At 56.5% G+C, this 16931-nt stretch carries 14 protein-coding genes and 1 riboswitch; of the genes, 8 read left to right on the top strand and 6 right to left on the bottom strand.

Going from position 1 to position 16931, the window contains the following annotated elements:
* Positions 1-145 precede the first annotated feature (145 nt).
* Entirely contained in the window at positions 146-1186 is a 1041-nt protein-coding gene (locus PPOP_RS15705; protein WP_006287547.1) for a copper amine oxidase N-terminal domain-containing protein, read from the top strand.
* A 189-nt stretch (positions 1187-1375) separates the two neighbouring features.
* On the opposite strand, the gene PPOP_RS15700 is transcribed toward PPOP_RS15705, so the two are convergent.
* Positions 1376-2083 (bottom strand): TraX family protein, encoded by a 708-nt coding sequence (locus PPOP_RS15700; RefSeq protein ID WP_006287545.1) that lies wholly within the window; start codon positions 2081-2083, stop codon positions 1376-1378.
* 313 nt (positions 2084-2396) lie between these two features.
* On the opposite strand from PPOP_RS15700, the gene PPOP_RS15695 reads away from it, so the two are divergent.
* The 3 genes from PPOP_RS15695 to PPOP_RS15685 all read left to right on the top strand — a co-directional run bounded on the left by PPOP_RS15695 (position 2397) and on the right by PPOP_RS15685 (position 6576).
* Positions 2397-4529: a DNA topoisomerase III gene (locus PPOP_RS15695; RefSeq protein ID WP_006287544.1), complete on the top strand. Its 2133-nt coding sequence runs from the start codon at positions 2397-2399 to the stop codon at positions 4527-4529.
* A 431-nt stretch (positions 4530-4960) separates the two neighbouring features.
* Positions 4961-5818, top strand: a complete 858-nt coding sequence (locus PPOP_RS15690; RefSeq protein WP_234399867.1) for a polysaccharide deacetylase family protein — start codon at positions 4961-4963, stop codon at positions 5816-5818.
* A gap of 23 nt (positions 5819-5841) precedes the next feature.
* Positions 5842-6576 (top strand): YkyA family protein, encoded by a 735-nt coding sequence (locus tag PPOP_RS15685; protein WP_148277975.1) that lies wholly within the window; start codon positions 5842-5844, stop codon positions 6574-6576.
* Between the two features lie 181 nt (positions 6577-6757).
* Here the strand turns inward: PPOP_RS15685 and PPOP_RS15680 are convergent, their stop codons facing one another.
* Positions 6758-6967, bottom strand: coding sequence for a hypothetical protein (locus PPOP_RS15680; protein ID WP_006287541.1), 210 nt, complete (start codon positions 6965-6967; stop codon positions 6758-6760).
* A 305-nt stretch (positions 6968-7272) separates the two neighbouring features.
* On the opposite strand from PPOP_RS15680, the gene PPOP_RS15675 reads away from it, so the two are divergent.
* Positions 7273-8244: an alpha/beta hydrolase gene (locus tag PPOP_RS15675; RefSeq protein WP_148277974.1), complete on the top strand. Its 972-nt coding sequence runs from the start codon at positions 7273-7275 to the stop codon at positions 8242-8244.
* 292 nt (positions 8245-8536) lie between these two features.
* Positions 8537-9739: a transglutaminase domain-containing protein gene (locus PPOP_RS15670; protein ID WP_042229218.1), complete on the top strand. Its 1203-nt coding sequence runs from the start codon at positions 8537-8539 to the stop codon at positions 9737-9739.
* Positions 9740-9855: 116 nt separating this feature from the next.
* On the opposite strand, the gene PPOP_RS20895 is transcribed toward PPOP_RS15670, so the two are convergent.
* The 3 genes from PPOP_RS20895 to PPOP_RS15660 form a co-directional block, all read right to left on the bottom strand.
* On the bottom strand, positions 9856-10020 hold the full coding sequence (locus PPOP_RS20895) for a hypothetical protein (RefSeq protein WP_422730655.1): 165 nt from the start codon (positions 10018-10020) through the stop codon (positions 9856-9858).
* Positions 10021-10355: 335 nt separating this feature from the next.
* Positions 10356-11807 (bottom strand): amino acid permease, encoded by a 1452-nt coding sequence (locus PPOP_RS15665; RefSeq protein ID WP_006287538.1) that lies wholly within the window; start codon positions 11805-11807, stop codon positions 10356-10358.
* 117 nt (positions 11808-11924) lie between these two features.
* A riboswitch (Lysine riboswitch) is annotated at positions 11925-12111 on the bottom strand.
* 306 nt (positions 12112-12417) lie between these two features.
* Positions 12418-13569, bottom strand: a complete 1152-nt coding sequence (locus tag PPOP_RS15660; protein WP_006287536.1) for a virulence factor — start codon at positions 13567-13569, stop codon at positions 12418-12420.
* Between the two features lie 459 nt (positions 13570-14028).
* Here PPOP_RS15660 and PPOP_RS15655 point away from each other — a divergent pair, with 459 nt between their 5' ends.
* Positions 14029-14991 (top strand): MBL fold metallo-hydrolase, encoded by a 963-nt coding sequence (locus PPOP_RS15655; RefSeq protein ID WP_006287534.1) that lies wholly within the window; start codon positions 14029-14031, stop codon positions 14989-14991.
* A 29-nt stretch (positions 14992-15020) separates the two neighbouring features.
* On the opposite strand, the gene PPOP_RS22880 is transcribed toward PPOP_RS15655, so the two are convergent.
* Positions 15021-15161, bottom strand: coding sequence for a hypothetical protein (locus PPOP_RS22880; protein WP_159101847.1), 141 nt, complete (start codon positions 15159-15161; stop codon positions 15021-15023).
* A 111-nt stretch (positions 15162-15272) separates the two neighbouring features.
* On the opposite strand from PPOP_RS22880, the gene PPOP_RS15650 reads away from it, so the two are divergent.
* On the top strand, positions 15273-16904 hold the full coding sequence (locus PPOP_RS15650; RefSeq protein ID WP_006287533.1) for an ABC-F family ATP-binding cassette domain-containing protein: 1632 nt from the start codon (positions 15273-15275) through the stop codon (positions 16902-16904).
* Positions 16905-16931: the final 27 nt, after the last annotated feature.

Below are 16931 nucleotides of genomic sequence, written 5' to 3'. Positions count from 1 at the left end.
TGATTTTTTTCATACCCGACATATTCCGCACATGTTTTTTGCTCGATCGCAGCATCTGGAAGAAGGGTTCAGTTGAATGAATAGCGAATCCCTTTAATAGAGCCACGATCAGGACCTACATCGAATGCGAGAGGAGCAGGAAGCAATGCGCAAATGGATGCTAGTCGGATTATGTCTGTTCATCGGGTTGGGACTCGAATTATTAGCGGGGCCGGGGAATGCGGAGGCGGCCAGCAAGACGGCGGCTGGCGGGAAGGCCAACGTGTACATGAACGGATTTCAACTAACGGAATGGAGATGGGAGCGAAATACCATCATGGTTCCGTTGTTTGCTTTTGACGATTACAGTTACTTCGGCAACTCGAATGACCGGGAGATTACGTATAAATGGGATGCGGCAACCAAGACGGTATGGGTCTATTCCAAAGGCAAGACGAATGCCGTAAAGCTGATCGCGGACAAGCCGGTCGCTTGGGTGAACGGCAAGGAAGTGGAGCTGGCGGCCCCGGTCAAAATCATTGACGGCCACACCTATGTGCCGCTCCGCTTCGTAAGCGAGGCGCTGGGCGGCGAGGTGGAATGGAACAACAGCAAGCGCACGGCGATCATCCGGACGCCGGAACGGGTGCGGCGGGATGGGGTGCTGCGCACCGGGGGGCTGGAGGATGCGCGCAAGGAGGCCTTGCTGCTGCCGTTTGTCTTCCCGAACCGGGAATTGCCTTATCACGCGGAAGGCTTCGAAGTCAAGATCGAATTCCCGGAAGGGGAGGCTTTGCGTTACTACTATACGGTGAAGGATGTGAAGAGCTACGTCGCCGTGAATGCCGACGGCTTGGCGGAAGTCTTATGGCAGGGGCGGACGACGGCCAATCCGGACATCTATGTGGAGCAGAGCGGGACCCGGCCGGAAGGGGAGGAAGCGCTAATCTATTTTGAGCATACGTTCCCGATACAGGACACGGTCAAATACGGCAAAATCGGCAAGGACGGCAAGGCGGCCGAGCTAGGAAGCTTCGAGGTCAGGCGAGCGCTGCGGGCATCTGCGGACGCGGTGACGTCCATTGCCGGCGAGAAGCGGAAGGATGCGGCTGCCACCCCAGGCAGCGACAAGAACGCAAGCCAGACTGCGACAAAGAGCGAGAGCATGGATGCGGGCAAGAAAGGAAGCAAATCTCTGTCCAAATAAACGCATCATCAGCAAGAAGGCAGCAGCCTCACGACTCGGGGGCTGCTGCATAACGGCATTTATTGGATTCGATCCATTCCGCGCATATAAGGCCGCAGCGCTGCTTGGACTTAGCATAGATCTCTCGTCGAAGCGGCATTCTGCTGCACTCGACGAGAAGCGCTGAGTAGGCGCTGTCATCAGGCCGGCCTATGGTGTGGCTAACCAACTGATGGAGTATAGTATCCATACGTGCAGAGGATAAAATATATAGAATGAGTATTTGGCCCATGGAGGGTCCGGGCCTCGTGTTCCGTTATACGCCAGTATCAGCGGGATCACGAAGATCATCATCCATTGCGGATTGACCACGAACAGGTAATGCGCCGTCCACATCTCCTCTCGGTGCACATTGGCGTACGGGGCGAGCGAGAACACGAGAGAAGAGAGGATAAACGCCGGAATCATCGCTTTGGTGCCCCGCAGCAGATGGAAGACGATCGCCATCGACACGGCTAGCAAGCTGTACTCGACGAAGAACATGGCTCCCATAATCGTGCCGCAGATCAGGATGCCGCCCGTCGTCTGGCCTGACGATCTCGCCCAGTCCAACGCTGCCATCAGCGCGAGCGCGGCGAAGAGCGAGAGGAAGATGTTGTTATCGAGCGTGCCACCCGGCATGGTAAACGTCAGCAGCTTGCTGCCGCCCGCCATCACCAGGGCGAAGAGGAACATGCGCCGCATATAGCGCCGGATGTTGCGCGTATGGGCGTAGCCTTCCGCCACGAAGAAGAAGAAGACGGGAGCGGCCAGCCGTCCCGCACTATGGAACCAGTTGGGAGAATCTGGCAAATAAAAATGAATATGATCGAGCAGCATGAGTGCGAGCGCGATCAGCTTCAGCGTGAACGCGTTCAAGGCGTAGAATCCCTCCTTGCAAAAGGGGCCGCAGCGTTCCGGCCACGGTCGTCCATTCCCTTATCATAGCACAACCTGAGAGGAGGACTGCAAAGAAAGCGGATGAAATGGGGGAATGTCGGTGCACTCGGTCTCGCGAAGACGCTGGCTCCGGAGCTGGCACGGGACAATTTCACGGGACAACTTAATTGATCAATACGGTCGGCCGGGCTGCTTCGCGACCGATCGCGTTATTCACGTGGTAAGGGTCCGCACTGTGGTTGAACGCCATGATATAATGGGGTCAGAGTATGGATAAGGAAGGAATGGACGCATGAAATCACTCGTTCTGGCAGAAAAGCCTTCGGTCGCGCGGGAACTCGCGCGCGTGCTCGGATGCCGCAACTCGCATAAAACGTATTTTGAAGGTCCTGACTATATCGTCACCTGGGCGCTTGGTCATCTCGTCGGACTGGCGGAGCCAGAAGATTACGATAAAAAATACCAGACCTGGCATCTGGAGGATCTGCCGATCATTCCCGATCGGATGAAATTGAAGGTGCTGCGGGAATCATCCCACCAGTTCAAGGCCGTTCAGCAGCTCTGCAAGCGTCAGGAGCTGAAGGATCTCATTATCGCGACCGACGCGGCGCGCGAAGGGGAACTGCTTGCTCGTTGGATTATGCAGATGGTGAAGTGGAATAAGCCGTTCTATCGTCTCTGGATCTCCTCCCAGACAGACAAGGCGATTCGAGAGGGCTTCCGCCAATTGAAGCCCGGCAAGGCGTTCGACCGGCTGTATGAATCGGCCCGCTGCCGCGCCGAGGCCGATTGGCTTATCGGCTTGAATGTGACGCGGGCGCTGACGACCAAGTTCGATACCCCGCTGTCCGCCGGCCGGGTGCAGACGCCGACGCTGGCGATGCTGATGAAGCGCGAGCAGGAGATTCGGGAATTCCAGTCGCAGGAATATGAGACGGTTCACGCCGACTTCGGCGGCTTCGAGGCTGCATGGCGCGCCTCCGGCGGGGATGCCCGCCTGTTCCGGCTGGAAGAGGCGGCGGCGCTGGCTGAGAAGCTGAGAGGGCGCGAGGCGGTTATCTCCGGCATGAAGAAGACGGAGAAGAGCGAGCCGCATCCGCTCGCTTACGACTTGACCGAGCTGCAGCGGGACGCGAACCGGCGCTACGGCTTCTCCGCGAAGCAGACGTCGAATGTGCTGCAGCGCTTATATGAGCAGCACAAGCTGGTGACGTATCCGCGCACGGACAGCCGCTACCTGTCTTCCGATATGACGGGAACGCTGCCCGAGCGGCTGGACGCGATGGCCGTCGGCCCGTACGCCGCGATCGCGAAGCCGCTCCTGCGCGGAAAGCTACAGGTGACGAAGCGCATCGTCGATGACGCGAAGGTGACGGACCACCACGCGATCATCCCGACGGATGAGCCGCTGCGGCTGGCCAATCTGTCGCCGGAGGAGCGCAAGCTCTATGATCTGATCGCGCGCCGCTACCTCGCCTTGTTCCTGCCTCCGGTCCGTTACGAGCAGGTCGCGGTCACGATCGACATGGGCGGGGAACCATTGCACGCGAAAGGCAAGACGGTCATCGACAACGGCTGGAAAAAAGCGTATGAGAACGATTGGGATCTGGCGGATGACGAGGACGATGCCGATGAAGCGGGCCGGGCCGAGCAGCGCCTGCCGAGCCTTGCCCAGGGCCAGCGGCTGCAGGCGAAGCGCGTCTTCACCCGGCACGGACGGACGAAGCCGCCCGCAAGGCATACCGAAGCCACATTGCTTACCCAGATGGAGAAATACGGGCTCGGCACGCCGGCGACCCGGGCGGATATTATCGAGAAGCTGGTCTCCTCCGACACGATCGAACGCCAGGGCTCTTCACTCCAGCCGACCGGCAAGGGGAGCCAGCTCATCAAGCTCGTGTCCGAGCAGCTTCGCTCGCCGGAGCTGACGGCGCAGTGGGAGCGGGAGTTGGAGCAGATTGCCCGCGGATCGGCCCATACGTCCGCCTTCATGGCAGACATTCGCAAGATGACGGAGCAGCTCGTGAGCGAAGTGAAGCGGAGCCAAGCGGAGTATAAGCCGCATAATTTGACGAACAGCCATTGCCCGGACTGCGGATCGCGGCTGATGGAGCGCAAGGGGAAGCGGGGCAAGTGGCTCGTCTGCTCCAACAAACCATGCGAGTACCGGCGCTCATCTGAGAAGAATCTCTCGAACCGGCGCTGCCCGCAATGCCATAAAAAAATGGAGTTCAAAACCGGCAAAGCCGGCAAATTCGTGCAGTGTCTTCCTTGCAATATTACAGAGAAGCTGGAGGAAGGTGGCGGCAGAATCAAGAAACATGAAGAGCGGAGGCTGGTCAAGCAATTCGAGAAGCAGGAGCCGCTCGGCAACAATCTGGGCGACCTGCTCAAGGTGGCGCTAGCGAAGCAGAACGGCGAATAAAGAAGCCCAAGAATGCTTTACATTATATAAGAAAAGGTACGGCCTTCTCATGTTTCTTGAGTGGCTGTACCTTTTCTACAGCATAAGGAACTTTTTCAGTGGCCTCATTTGTTCCGGGGTCATTTTTTTGACATGCCATGAATATCAATCGTTGGGGCGGTCCTGAATGCTACATCCCGCATAAGGGACAGGTCAGCGTCTCACCACATCACTCTATGTTTCCTTTCCCGCTCCCTTTGTTTCAGTAGATTCTCCTCGTTCTGCTATCCTCTCCAGTCGCGTTCCTACCAATATCTTTTTCTATGAAATGGTAACAACATTGTATATTAATCCCGCTTATTTCCACTTTTTTGTCATGTTTTTGTAATGCCAAAATGCTAGACTTATATTATAGTAGTGTCGAAAGTAGGAGAAGGAAGTGGAGATAGAGTATGAATGATCGAAACGTGATGTCGAGAAACACACGAAAGCGGAAGAGCAGGAAGAGATGGATCGGGCGGACGGTCTTGTTGCTGCTCGTTATTGGTATTTGCTACGGCGTTTATTCGATCGCCAAGAGTTTGACAGGCACCGGCACCGCATCGGCGACCGGCAGTGAACTGGTTGTCACGGAAGTAGCCGCATTCGCCTCGGCAGCGGTCGAGAAGGAAGTGCCGAAGGAGTATAATGGCATGACCCATAAGGTCGTCTATCTTACATTTGATGACGGTCCAAGCAAGTATTCGAACGACATACTGGATCTGTTGGACAAGAACGGCATCAAGGCAACGTTCTTCATGCTTGGCGACAATATGAGAACCTATCCCGACGCGGTGAAGCGGATCGTGGAAGACGGCCATTATCCGGGCCTTCACAGCATGTCTCATGATTACAATAAGCTGTATCAGAGCGGCGGTTCAGGCAACTTCATCAAGGAATTCCAGGAAGCGCAGGGTATCGTCAACGATCTGACCGGCGTGACGGCAACACTAATCCGGGCTCCTTACGGCAGCTCTCCGCAGATCGGGGAATCGTTCCGCGGCGATATCGCGCAGGCCGGATTCAAGATGTGGGACTGGACGCTCGATTCGCTGGACTGGCAATATGTCGGGCAGCCGAATCGGATTCTGGAGCAGGTCAAGGCAGGACTGACGACGGATGTCGAAGTCATCCTGATGCATGATCGTCAGCAGACACTGGAAGCTTTGCCGTCGATTATCGAGTATATCCAGAGCAAAGGGTATGAGTTCGAGGTCTATGATCCGAACGCTCACTTTGTATGCAATTTCCAGCATGACAATCGTCTGTAGCAGGAACTAGGGAGGTGCGAAGAGTGGTAGGATTGAGAACAGGGGGCGCAGCGGCGGCATTATTATCCATCGCCGTGGCGGTAGCAGGATGCGGCGCATCGCCGCCGACGCAAATTTTCGACCGGTTCGAGAGGGCTTCGTCGACGGAAGTGAACGTGCCGGCCGCGATGAGCTCGCTGAAAACCCTTGAAGATAAAGATGAGAAGCAATACATTTCCATTATTAATCAAGGCAAGCAGGACAACCGCAATGTGCAGACGCTGATCGAGAATACAAATCAGGCGCTCGCCGAGCGCAAACAGGTGCTGGATCAGATGAAAGCCCAGTTGGACGAGGCGCGCGATCAGATTGGCGAGATGGACGGCATCATCGCGAATCTGAAGGAAGAGGAACTGAAGAAGCGGGCGGAAGAAGCCTATCAAGCTTACGTGAAGCGGTATGACACATTCAAGTCGCTCTTCGAGAGCTACGAGAAGTGGATTGAACATGAGCAGTCGCTGTACGAGCAGTTGAAGTCGGAGGATACGAAGCTGAAGTCTATTAATAAGGCGGTCGCAGAACGGAATGAAGCCTACCGCCAGGTCGAAGAATTGAAGAGACAGTTCAACGATTACACGACGCAGTTCAATACACTCAAATCGGACTTCTACGAGAAGGCGGGCTTGCAAGTGAAGAAGCCTGTGCCCCTGAAGCAAGAGGATGACTCCGTCGATCCTGAATTGGAAATTACACCTATCGAGATGGACGGCAGCGAATGATATCATGCTTAGCCCTCATCGCTTTTTCTCCGCCCAGCAGGCGGTGGAGTTGGCGGCGGGGGCCTTGTTGCCGTTGCAACAGGTTCTTGCATGTGCCAATGCGGGGACGATCGGATCAAAAAAAGCATCCTATCCTTGTCAGCAAAGGATGCTCCGGATGAACGGAATGGACGATATGCCCTTACCCCCACGTCTTATGCACGAATGCGGCAGCGATGAGAAGGAAGATGTAGGAGACGACGGCGGATGCAATGTATGTGAACCCGATCTTGACACGCTGCTGAAAAAGACGGACGATCCCCAGGCTGACGAGCGGACACACGATGAGCAGAAAAAACAGTACCGTCACGAACAACTGCGGGCTTATGGAACGGATATCGACATATGTCACGAATATCACCTCTTGAACCGATGGTTGAGCGTTGCGCCTGCGTATTGCACATTTATAACCAAATGCAACCCTCCATATGGAGTGAATGGAGAGCCGAGTTCCGGAAACCTAGGAAAATTTGGACATGTGATATACAATAAAAGGTGATTGTTCTCGGAAAGGATAGCCCGTATGACGGCTGCCGATACAAGAAGTTATTCCATAAGTGATCCTACACATCGCTGCTTCCCAGGGCATGCCGGACATGCAACAATGACTTGCGGCACCGATGGGTTGGATGAACCGGAAAGGAAGGTGGTATGGAGATGATAGAGCTGACTGATCTTTGGTCCTACAGCATGGGGGCGATGGCCGCGCTGGGCTGCCTCGCCGGAGGGACATGGACGCTGGTGGTGAAGAGCCAGTCCCCGCGGCAATTGCCGGTGCAGAATGAGCCGGAGCGCCCGTTCGAGCGCATTTCCTTAGACGGATGCGCCAAGCTGCAGGGCTGGTTCGTCTGGGGCAAGGGGAACACTCCGGCAAAGCGTGCTCCGGTCATTATCATTTGCCACGGATGGGGCTCGAACCGCGAGCGCGTGCTTCGCTATGCGTATCCGCTGGCGGATGCCGGCTTCAATCTGCTGTTGTATGATGTCAGCAGCCACGGAGACAGCGGGGTGGTCAAGACTCCATCGCCGCTTCTGTTCCGGGATGACCTGCTCGCTTCGGTTCGATATGTGCGCACCCGTTCCGACGTCGAGCCGGAGCGAATCGGGGTACTTGGCCATTCACTGGGCGGCTTCGGCGCCGTCATGGCGCTTGATTGCGGACTCGACGTGCAGGCGCTGGTGACGGATTCGATGCCTGCACGCCCGTTGACTCTGGTTGCTGCGGAGCTGCGTCGGTGGCGGCTGCCGTCTTTTCCGCTCGCTACGGTCATTCCGCGCATCTGGCTGTACCGCTCTCAGATTCCCTTGGCGGTCTATGAAGATCTCGATCTGGCCCGCTCGCTGTCTAACAACGAGGCCCGGACGAAAGGCCGGGTGCCAGTGTTGATGGTGCATTCCCGGGGGGACGGCTTCATCCCAGCCGGGGAACTGGAAGGGATTCTGGCCCGGCTGGCGTTTCCGCAGCAGCACGTCTTCGTCGACAGTCCAGGGCATAGCTGCTCGGAGCAGGATCCCCGCTTTTGGCCGGTGGTGCTCCCATTCTTCCACTGGCATTTGGGGCTGACGGCTGAGATGCCTTGTTCTTGTCCGGAGCGGGCGTCTGCGGCGCGGCAGACATTATTCACTTGAATCAGGCAATGCGCAACCGGTTTTTTCGGCCGGCTGCGCATTTTTTATTGGCAAATGCCGCATCCATTCGCTACGGCTCGTCTTTTTCCAAGAAGGTGGAAAGGGAATGGCCGGGCGGAACAAGCCGGAACCCACACTGTTGCTGGTGGACACTGTCGAGCGGAAGAGAATGGTCAGAGTACGGGAACGGCGAAGCGCATCCCATAACTAGACAGCATCTGCAAAATCCATATGTTACGATATGAACCACCAAAGGCGGAGAACACCGCTGGATGGAAAGGTGGGTTGCGGATTGTATGATGCAGATGTGCGAGAGGGCGGGGGATACGATGAGGGAACGTTCATCCGGAAGCGGCCAAGACGGCGCTCCCCGTTCTCCGTATTGCGTGTTATGCTCTTGGGCTGCTTCATCGTCAGCGTAGTGGCCGGACTGGCCCTGTGGCCGACGGTGGAAGCCCGTCCCTTCGAAGTCGTGCTAAATGATATGACGGCGATGACGAGATGGTTCGAGGAACGGTTCACGGAGCGGGAGGGGATCTCCTCTTTTCGTTATGAAGGCGGCACTGACACGCTGACGGCGCAGGTGACGGAAGCTTTGTCCGCCGCGCTGCATTCCGATCCGTTTATCAGGTACAATGTAAGCAAGTATTCGTTCCAATGGAAAGGGAGCGCCGATTATGCGCTTATCACTGTATATGTAGAATATAGAGAAACACGGGAACAAACGCAGTTCGTCTTGAACCGGGCCCATGAGATTGTGCAGGAGATTACGGCCACGGATGATTCGCCGCATCAGAAGATGAAAGCGATACACGACTATGTCGTAAGCCATCTCACCTACGACGAGGGAATGACCAAGTTCACGGCGTATGAAGCGCTGACCGAGGGCAAGACTGTGTGCCAAGGCTATGCGCTGCTGGTATATGCCATGCTGAGAGAAGCGGGGATTCCAGGCCAAATGATCGAGGGCGAGGCGGGCGGCACCTTGCATGCCTGGAATCTTGTGCAACTGGACGGTTCCTGGTACCACCTGGATGCGACTTGGGACGACCCGCTGCCTAACCGGGACGACCAGATCCGGTATACGTATTATTTGCGCACCGATGAAGAGATGCAGAGTGATCATATTTGGGAGGCGGGCCAGGCCCCGGCTGCCGAAGGGGCCTATGCGCTGGCCGTTGATCGGATGAAGGCGGGGGACGGCGCGCTGAGCAGCTTCGCCCGCCAGTTGGAGATAGTATGGAGCCCGGACGTGCTTCTGGCCGCTCGTACCGTTCATGATGCCTCTACCTTGGCCGAACGGTTTCAGATGGCCCTCGCGTCCGGCAGCGAGCGAATGCAGCTTCGGTATGAAGGCGACGATCTGCAGCTTCGATCGGATCTGCATGACATGGTGGCGCTGCTCGGTCTTCCCGCTCCGCTGGAATACCGCGTCTCGTCGCTGACGAACAGCGTGGATCGGATCGTGGAGATTACGATTCCGGATTCGCCCTAACTTACGGTAGTCCTCTTCCTCTCTATAAGGCCCCGGTTCCGTTCAGGCGGAGCTGGGCCTATTTTTGGTCCCCATATGGGTCAGAATGCAGAAAAAGATGCAGCATACTGCGGCGGTCAGCAATACATAGAAGCCGCCGATCCGACGGCGAAGGGCGGCACGACCTCCAACGTCTGCACGGAAGCGAGGAACTGCGGAATGTAAATCAGACATCCGATGATGGCCGCCCACTCGAAAAATAAAAAGGCGACGCTCATCTCCGTCTTGGTAAAATGTTTCACATCACTCCCATTCGCTCCGGGGGAGCAGGTAATTAACGAGAACGGCGCGTCTATTAGAACCGTGTTATCTTGGTTGAGAAACCAGCATAAGGAAACCGGCGAAAGCGAATTGCGTTTGTCATTCCGTCAGCATGGGGCGTTGCTGAAATCATCACCACAGGCTTAACCTTGAAAAGTTTTGGTCTTCGTTGAATGATTAAGGTGGGGCTATCGTAGGGTCTATCAAATAGATACACGATATGCATGATTGCCCAATTTGCAGAGACCGAAAAAGCCCGCTTGCGCTATAGGGGAAATCCCCGGCGCAAGCGGGCCGTATCATCTACTGATTCTGGTCAGGAGTCGAATTTGCAGTCCTCCAGCGGAATCATTTTCGTCCGGTGCTTCCATTTGTAACCGAGCCAGACCGAGAGGAAGATCGGAAGACCGATATAGGTCATCAACAATCCCTTCCAGTCGATGCCCTCCCCGGTGAAGGCCTGATAGTTCTGTCCAATAATGACGAACATACAGAGCGCGAAGGCGAACAGCGGGCCGAACGGGAAAAATCTCGCTCTATAAGGCAATTCCTTCAGATCATGGCCCTGCTTCACGAAGGCCCGCCGGAAGCGGTAATGGCTGACCGCGATGCCGAGCCAGGCGATGAAGCCACACATGCCAGAGGCGTTCAGGAGCCAGATATAGACGACGCCGTCGCCGAAGAAGCTGGCCAGGAAGGCGAGCATGCCGATAATCGTCGTGACGATGAGCGCGTTGATCGGCACGCCCCGCTTGTTCAGCTTGCTCAGGAACTTGGGCGCCTTGCCTTCCTTCGCGAGAACCCAGAGAACGCGCGTCGAGGCATACATGCCCGAGTTGCCGGCAGACAGCACGGAGGTCAGGATGACGGCATTCATAATCGCGGCTGCGAACACGAATCCGGCCTTCTCGAAGACGAGCGTGAACGGGCTCGTGTTGATACTGTTCAGATCACTGGCCAGCAGGCTCGGATGCGTGTACGGAATCAGCAGTGCGATGACGAAGATAGCGCACACGTAGAACAGCAGGATCCGCCAGAATACCTGCCGGATGGCGCGCGGCACACTCTCGCGCGGATTCTCGCTCTCGCCGGCGGCAACCCCTACGAGCTCTGTGCCCTGGAACGAGTACCCTGCCGCCATGAAGACGCCGAGCACCGCGAAGAATCCGCCGTGGAATGGACCATCTCCGATCCGGAAATTTTCGAAGCCAACGCGTTCGCTGCCCAGGATGCCGAAGATCATAAGCACGCCGACCGCGAGGAAAATAAGGACCGTCGCGATTTTAATAATCGCGAACCAATATTCGGACTCCCCGTAGCTTTTGACAGACAAAAAATTTAGCAGGAAAATGATGCTGAGGAACAGCAGACTCCATAAAAATGAATTGCTGTCAGGGAACCAGTATTTGATGATGAGCGTAGCGGCCACCAGCTCCGAAGCGATCGTAATCGCCCAGTTGAACCAGAAATTCCAGCCGAGCGCGAATCCGAACGACGGATCGACGAAGCGGGTCGCATAGGTGCTGAACGATCCGGGATCTGGCATATAGGTTGCCAGCTCGCCCAGACTGGTCATCAGGAAATAGACCATGATGCCGACGGCAATATAGGCGAAGAGCGCGCCGCCCGGTCCCGCTTGGGCGATGGCTCCGCCGCTGGCCAGGAACAGCCCTGTGCCGATGGAGCCTCCAAGCGCGATCATCGTAATATGGCGGGTCTTCAGGCTGCGGCGCAGCCCGGACTGCCGATTATCTTCTGTTGCCTTCATTATTGAAACCCTCGCTTCCTTGTTAATTGTACAGTGGTTGGAAGGAGCGGCGACATGACAAAAAACCGTTCGAGCGTATCACGTCCGACGGTTAGACCGTCCCAATCATACCCTTCCATAAAAGATAGCGCACCATACGGGAACGGGTAAACCCGTATGACAGTGCTGCGCCTTTCGGCAACAGCCCCAGCCCGCGTGCCGGAAGATGCCCGCAGACTTCGGCGGTGGTTCCTTTCCCTCTGCATCCTCGGCGCTTCCCGCCTCCACAGAGCTACTACTAACAACCGCAACCTCTACCTCATCTCGGATAGGATGAGGATTTGCATGATGTGCACAATGGCACGTTATATTCGTTAAGTATAAAGAATGCCCCGGGGGCGAATCAATGACAAATGTTGCCGAAAGTTTGCATGATTTGTCGAATACCATTCCGAGTTCACAAACAGATGTCGACACCCTTATCTTAAGCTATGGCTAGTACTGCTTTCACTGTTCAGGACTTGAACCCTAGAGATAGTGCCCGGCAGGCGTACCCTCCCAATGAAGTGGGAGGTGTCCGGCCGTCCCGTTGTTCCGTTATCTGCTGAACCGCAACAGCCCCGCTTCGTGCTTAGTCCCGTTCGGCTTCGGATTGCTCGCGCAGGCGGGCCATCTGCTGCCAGACCGTGCCGACCGCTGCCTCGCCGGAGCGGATGCGTTCGAGCGCCATGCGCACCTGCATCGCGACCTCGAATTCGCTGTCGTTCGCCGCTTCCTCCAGCGCCGGCACGGCCCGCTCGTCTCCCGCTTCGTAGAGGAAGCGGGCCGCGCGCCAGCGGATCAACTTGTTCTTGTCCTTCAAGGTTGCGATCATCGGATCGATGGCCGCCGGATCGCCGATATCGGACAAGGTGTCTCCCGCTGTGCGGCGGACGCTGACTGAGGCATCGCGTAGCGCTTCGAACAGCAGCGGCAGGCATTCCGCCGTCTTGATCTCGCCAAGGTAGACGACCGTCAGGCGCCGAATCTGGCTCTGCGGGTCGCGGAGCGTCTCCGCCAGCAGCGGCAGGCGGCTGGACTCCGGATCCATTCGATCCAGCGCCGCATAGCGTACGCGCCAATCGCCGTCCTTCAGGCGGGCGGTCAGAGCTTCCTCTGTCAGCTCGCGGCGCACCTCGATGAATGGCTCATCGCTCTTGGCCTTCTCGATCGCCTGGCGCACGAGCGAAGCGAGCCGCTCCTCCAGATACGCGGCCTCCAGCTCCTGTTCCACCTCGCGTGCGATATCGGCCAGTTCTCCATAACGGATGCCGTAGTCGCTCAGCTTGCGCTCCTTGATCAAGGTGGCGCTTGCGACCTCGGTGATAGCCTTCACGAAGCGCTCGGACAGGCCGACTCGCTCCTCCCGGTTATCCGCCTGGACCCGAATCTGCATCGGAATGCCGCGGAAATATTGAACATAGACCTGGGCCTCACCGAAGGAAGTCCAGGCCGACCATTCCTCGGCCTGTCCGCTCTCTTCCTGCGGCTGCCCTAAAATGTCGCTCACATGGGCCAGGATGCGGGCCCAGTCGGCATGCGGATAGCGATCTAGCGCCATGAAGTCCGCAGTATGAAAGACGCTCTTCACGCCGTCGATATCAAGCAGCTGCCCGATGATCGGCGGCGCGGAGCGGCGGTTGTCATCAGAGTAGGTTCGCCGTAAGCCCGCCGGAAGTGTCTCATTCAGATGAAGCTTCATGGAATTTGGACTCGGCGTCGGTTCAATTGTGATCAATTGCATTGACAGCACCCCCTGTATCATTCTGGTATCCTCTATTGTATATGAAGGCAAAGCTGTGAACAATGCGGGCCATCGGGTAAGTATGTTGTGAAGTCGGTAGGTTGGGACAGGCCGCTTTGAGTAAATATAGAGAAAGGGCGCTTTGCTGCAGCAGCCTGCCGCAACCAGGCCGCCGCCGTGGGCGTTCGCTGCTTTTGGCGGGCTAGGATAGACGGCGTTGTGGCTCGTTGCATAGGATAGAGGCAGACAGCGCCTGGCGGTGTGCGGCGCGGAAGCGGGAGCAACGAACCCGGTTGGAGAACGCCAACCGGCCGGTTAGGCCACAGGGTGGATTGGAGTTCGCCGGACCGATTTGTTATTCTAGTATGAGAATGGACTTTTTTTTCCCGGCCCTTCCTTGCTGCCGCACGTTCGAACGGGAAGGCTTACGAATACTTGGTGTGTGAATGAGGTGGTGCCATGAAGCGCTATTATACGAATATGGACAATGTGTCGACAGAAAAAGCATGGAAGCAATTCCGGCGTTGGCGCGCTGAGCGTAAAGTTCGGCTGAAGCAGAAGGATTATTCTTATGTCGTTCCGCAGGTGGATCCGGATCTCGCCCGGCTGCATGTCAATGATGGCGGTCTATCCATCACTTGGATCGGGCATTCCACCTTTCTGCTGCAAATGGGGGGCTTGAACATCGTCACGGATCCGGTATGGGCGGCGAGCATGGCGATGGAGAAGCGATTGTCTCCTCCCGGCATTTCGATTGATCAGGTGCCGCCGATTGATGTCATTCTCATCTCGCACTCTCATTATGATCATCTTCATTTGGGATCGCTTCGCGAGCTGGTGGGACCGCGCACGGTGCTGGCCGTTCCGGGGGGACTCAGATCGAAAATGGTGCGCAAAGGCTTCCCGCAGACCGTGGAGCTGGAATGGTGGAAGGATCTCGTAATCGGTTCCGTACGGGTGACCTTCGTGCCGGCCCAGCATTGGACGCGGCGGACGCTTTCCGATATGAACCGCTCTCACTGGGGCGGATATGTGCTGGAACGGATGGATTACGAAGCTATGGGGACGGGAGATAGGCTGCCTGCGAAAGAGACGGTTTATTTCGCCGGGGACAGCGGATATTTCCGGGGCTTCCGGGAGATTGGCCGCCGGTTCGTTATCGATGTTGCGCTGTTGCCTATCGGTGCCTATGAGCCGGAATGGTTCATGTCCCGTCAACATGTAACGCCGGAGGAAGCGCTGCAGGCATTCGAGGATGTAGGCGCGAAGCTGATGATCCCGATGCATTACGGTACTTTCAAGCTAGCCGACGACACGCCGAAGGAAGCGCTCGATCGGCTGGAAGCGGAGCGGATGCGGCGGAAGCTCGAGGAGTCGCAGGTAAGGCTGCTGGCGCTCGGGGAGACGTGGCGCGGCGGATAATAGAAGTGTAAGGCATGTAACAAAGCCATTTACCCAAGGCGCTGCGCCTGGGGCAGATGGCTTTGTTGATCTTGCGGTAGGGCGCTGCCCGTCCAGCGAGCGGGAAGGCGAAGCCGGCCGCAAGGACGGCCCGCTTCGGCTGCGCCTAGTGGCGCTTGCCCGGCTTCCATGCGCCGCAAGCACGCCGATGGTGTCATTGCGCAGGAAGCGAGCATTACCGGTAATAGTGTGCTATAATAATCATTTGAATGATAAATCGCGTGTTAAAGGACGGGAATGCCATGATTAGTACAACCGGCGTCACGCTCCGATACGGCAAGCGGCCTTTGTTCGAGGATGTGAACATCAAGTTCACTCCGGGCAATTGCTATGGTCTTATCGGCGCGAACGGAGCAGGTAAATCGACATTTCTTAAAATATTATCCGGGGAAATCGAGCCTACCAACGGGGAGGTTCACATTACTCCGGGAGATCGCTTGTCCGTATTGAAGCAGAATCATTATGAATACGATGAATTTCCGGTGCTGGAGACGGTAATTATGGGTCATGAGCGGCTGTATAGCATAATGAAGGAGAAGGACGCGCTCTATGCGAAGGCCGACTTCAGCGAAGAGGATGGCATGCGCGCGGGTGAACTGGAAGGCGAGTTCGCCGAGTTGAACGGCTGGGAAGCCGAAGCGGATGCGGCGGAGCTGCTAATCGGGCTAGGTATTCCTAAACAAATCCACGACGACAAGATGTCGGAGCTGGACGGCAACCAGAAGGTCCGCGTCCTGCTGGCACAGGCCCTATTCGGACACCCGAACATCCTGCTGCTTGACGAGCCGACGAACCATCTGGATCTCGAGTCGATCAACTGGTTAGAAAATTTCCTTATGGATTACGAAGGCACCGTCATCGTCGTATCCCATGATCGCCACTTCCTGAATAAAGTATGCACGCATATCGCCGATATCGACTTCGGTAAGATCCAACTGTATGCGGGGAACTACGATTTCTGGTACGAATCGAGCCAACTGGCGCTGAAGTTGGCGCGTGAACAGAACAAGAAGAAGGAAGAGAAAATCAAAGAGTTGCAGACGTTCATTCAGCGCTTCAGCGCGAACGCGTCCAAGTCGAAGCAGGCGACCGCTCGCAAAAAAATGCTCGACAAAATTACACTCGACGACATCCGTCCGTCGAACCGGAAATATCCGTTCATCAACTTCAAGTCCGAACGGGAAGCAGGCAAGCAGTTGCTTACAATTGAGGGGCTCACGAAGACGGTCGAGGGCGAGAAGCTGCTCGACAATATGCATCTCGTCGTGAACAAAGGCGACAAGATCGCGTTTGTTGGACCGAACGGACTGGCGAAGACGACGCTGTTCCAGCTTTTGATGGGCGAGCTGGAGCCGGATGCCGGTACGTACAGCTGGGGGGTGACGACGTCGCAGGCGTATTTCCCGAAGGATAACTCGGCTTACTTCGACCGGGTGGAATACAATCTGGTCGATTGGCTGCGCCAATATTCGAAGGATCAGGACGAGACGTTCCTGCGCGGCTTCCTGGGCCGCATGCTGTTCTCCGGCGAAGAGGCCTTGAAGAAGGCGAGCGTCCTGTCCGGGGGCGAGAAGGTGCGCTGCATGCTCTCGAAAATGATGATGGCGGGCGCGAACGTGCTCATCCTCGACGAGCCGACGAACCACTTGGATCTGGAGTCCATCACCGCGCTCAACAACGGTCTGATCGACTTCGACGGCACGATACTGTTCACGTCGCATGACCATCAGTTCGTGCAGACGATCGCGAACCGCATCATCGAGATTACGCCGAGTGGCATCATCGACCGCGTGACGGCGTTCGACGAATACCTTGAGAGCGACGAGATCAAGGCGCTACGCGAGCAGATGTATCCGCAAGAGAGCAATAAGTAAGGCTTATCGAAAAAGGAAAGGCCCGGG

Source organism: Paenibacillus popilliae ATCC 14706 (assembly GCF_000315235.1).
GTDB lineage: Bacteria > Bacillota > Bacilli > Paenibacillales > Paenibacillaceae > Paenibacillus_B > Paenibacillus_B popilliae.
Note: the sequence above shows the minus strand (reverse complement) of the source record. Positions and strands in the feature narration are given on the sequence as shown.

Excerpts from the sequence above, each read along its gene's own strand:
- PPOP_RS15690 (WP_234399867.1), top strand. The coding sequence starts at position 4,961 with ATGAATGATCGAAACGTGATGTCGAGAAACACACGAAAGCGGAAGAGC.
- PPOP_RS15660 (WP_006287536.1), bottom strand. The coding sequence starts at position 13,569 with ATGCAATTGATCACAATTGAACCGACGCCGAGTCCAAATTCCATGAAG.
- PPOP_RS15695 (WP_006287544.1), top strand. The coding sequence starts at position 2,397 with ATGAAATCACTCGTTCTGGCAGAAAAGCCTTCGGTCGCGCGGGAACTC.
- PPOP_RS15675 (WP_148277974.1), top strand. The coding sequence starts at position 7,273 with ATGATAGAGCTGACTGATCTTTGGTCCTACAGCATGGGGGCGATGGCC.
- PPOP_RS15650 (WP_006287533.1), top strand. The coding sequence starts at position 15,273 with ATGATTAGTACAACCGGCGTCACGCTCCGATACGGCAAGCGGCCTTTG.
- PPOP_RS15705 (WP_006287547.1), top strand. The coding sequence starts at position 146 with ATGCGCAAATGGATGCTAGTCGGATTATGTCTGTTCATCGGGTTGGGA.
- PPOP_RS15655 (WP_006287534.1), top strand. The coding sequence starts at position 14,029 with ATGAAGCGCTATTATACGAATATGGACAATGTGTCGACAGAAAAAGCA.
- PPOP_RS15665 (WP_006287538.1), bottom strand. The coding sequence starts at position 11,807 with ATGAAGGCAACAGAAGATAATCGGCAGTCCGGGCTGCGCCGCAGCCTG.
- PPOP_RS22880 (WP_159101847.1), bottom strand. The coding sequence starts at position 15,161 with ATGGAAGCCGGGCAAGCGCCACTAGGCGCAGCCGAAGCGGGCCGTCCT.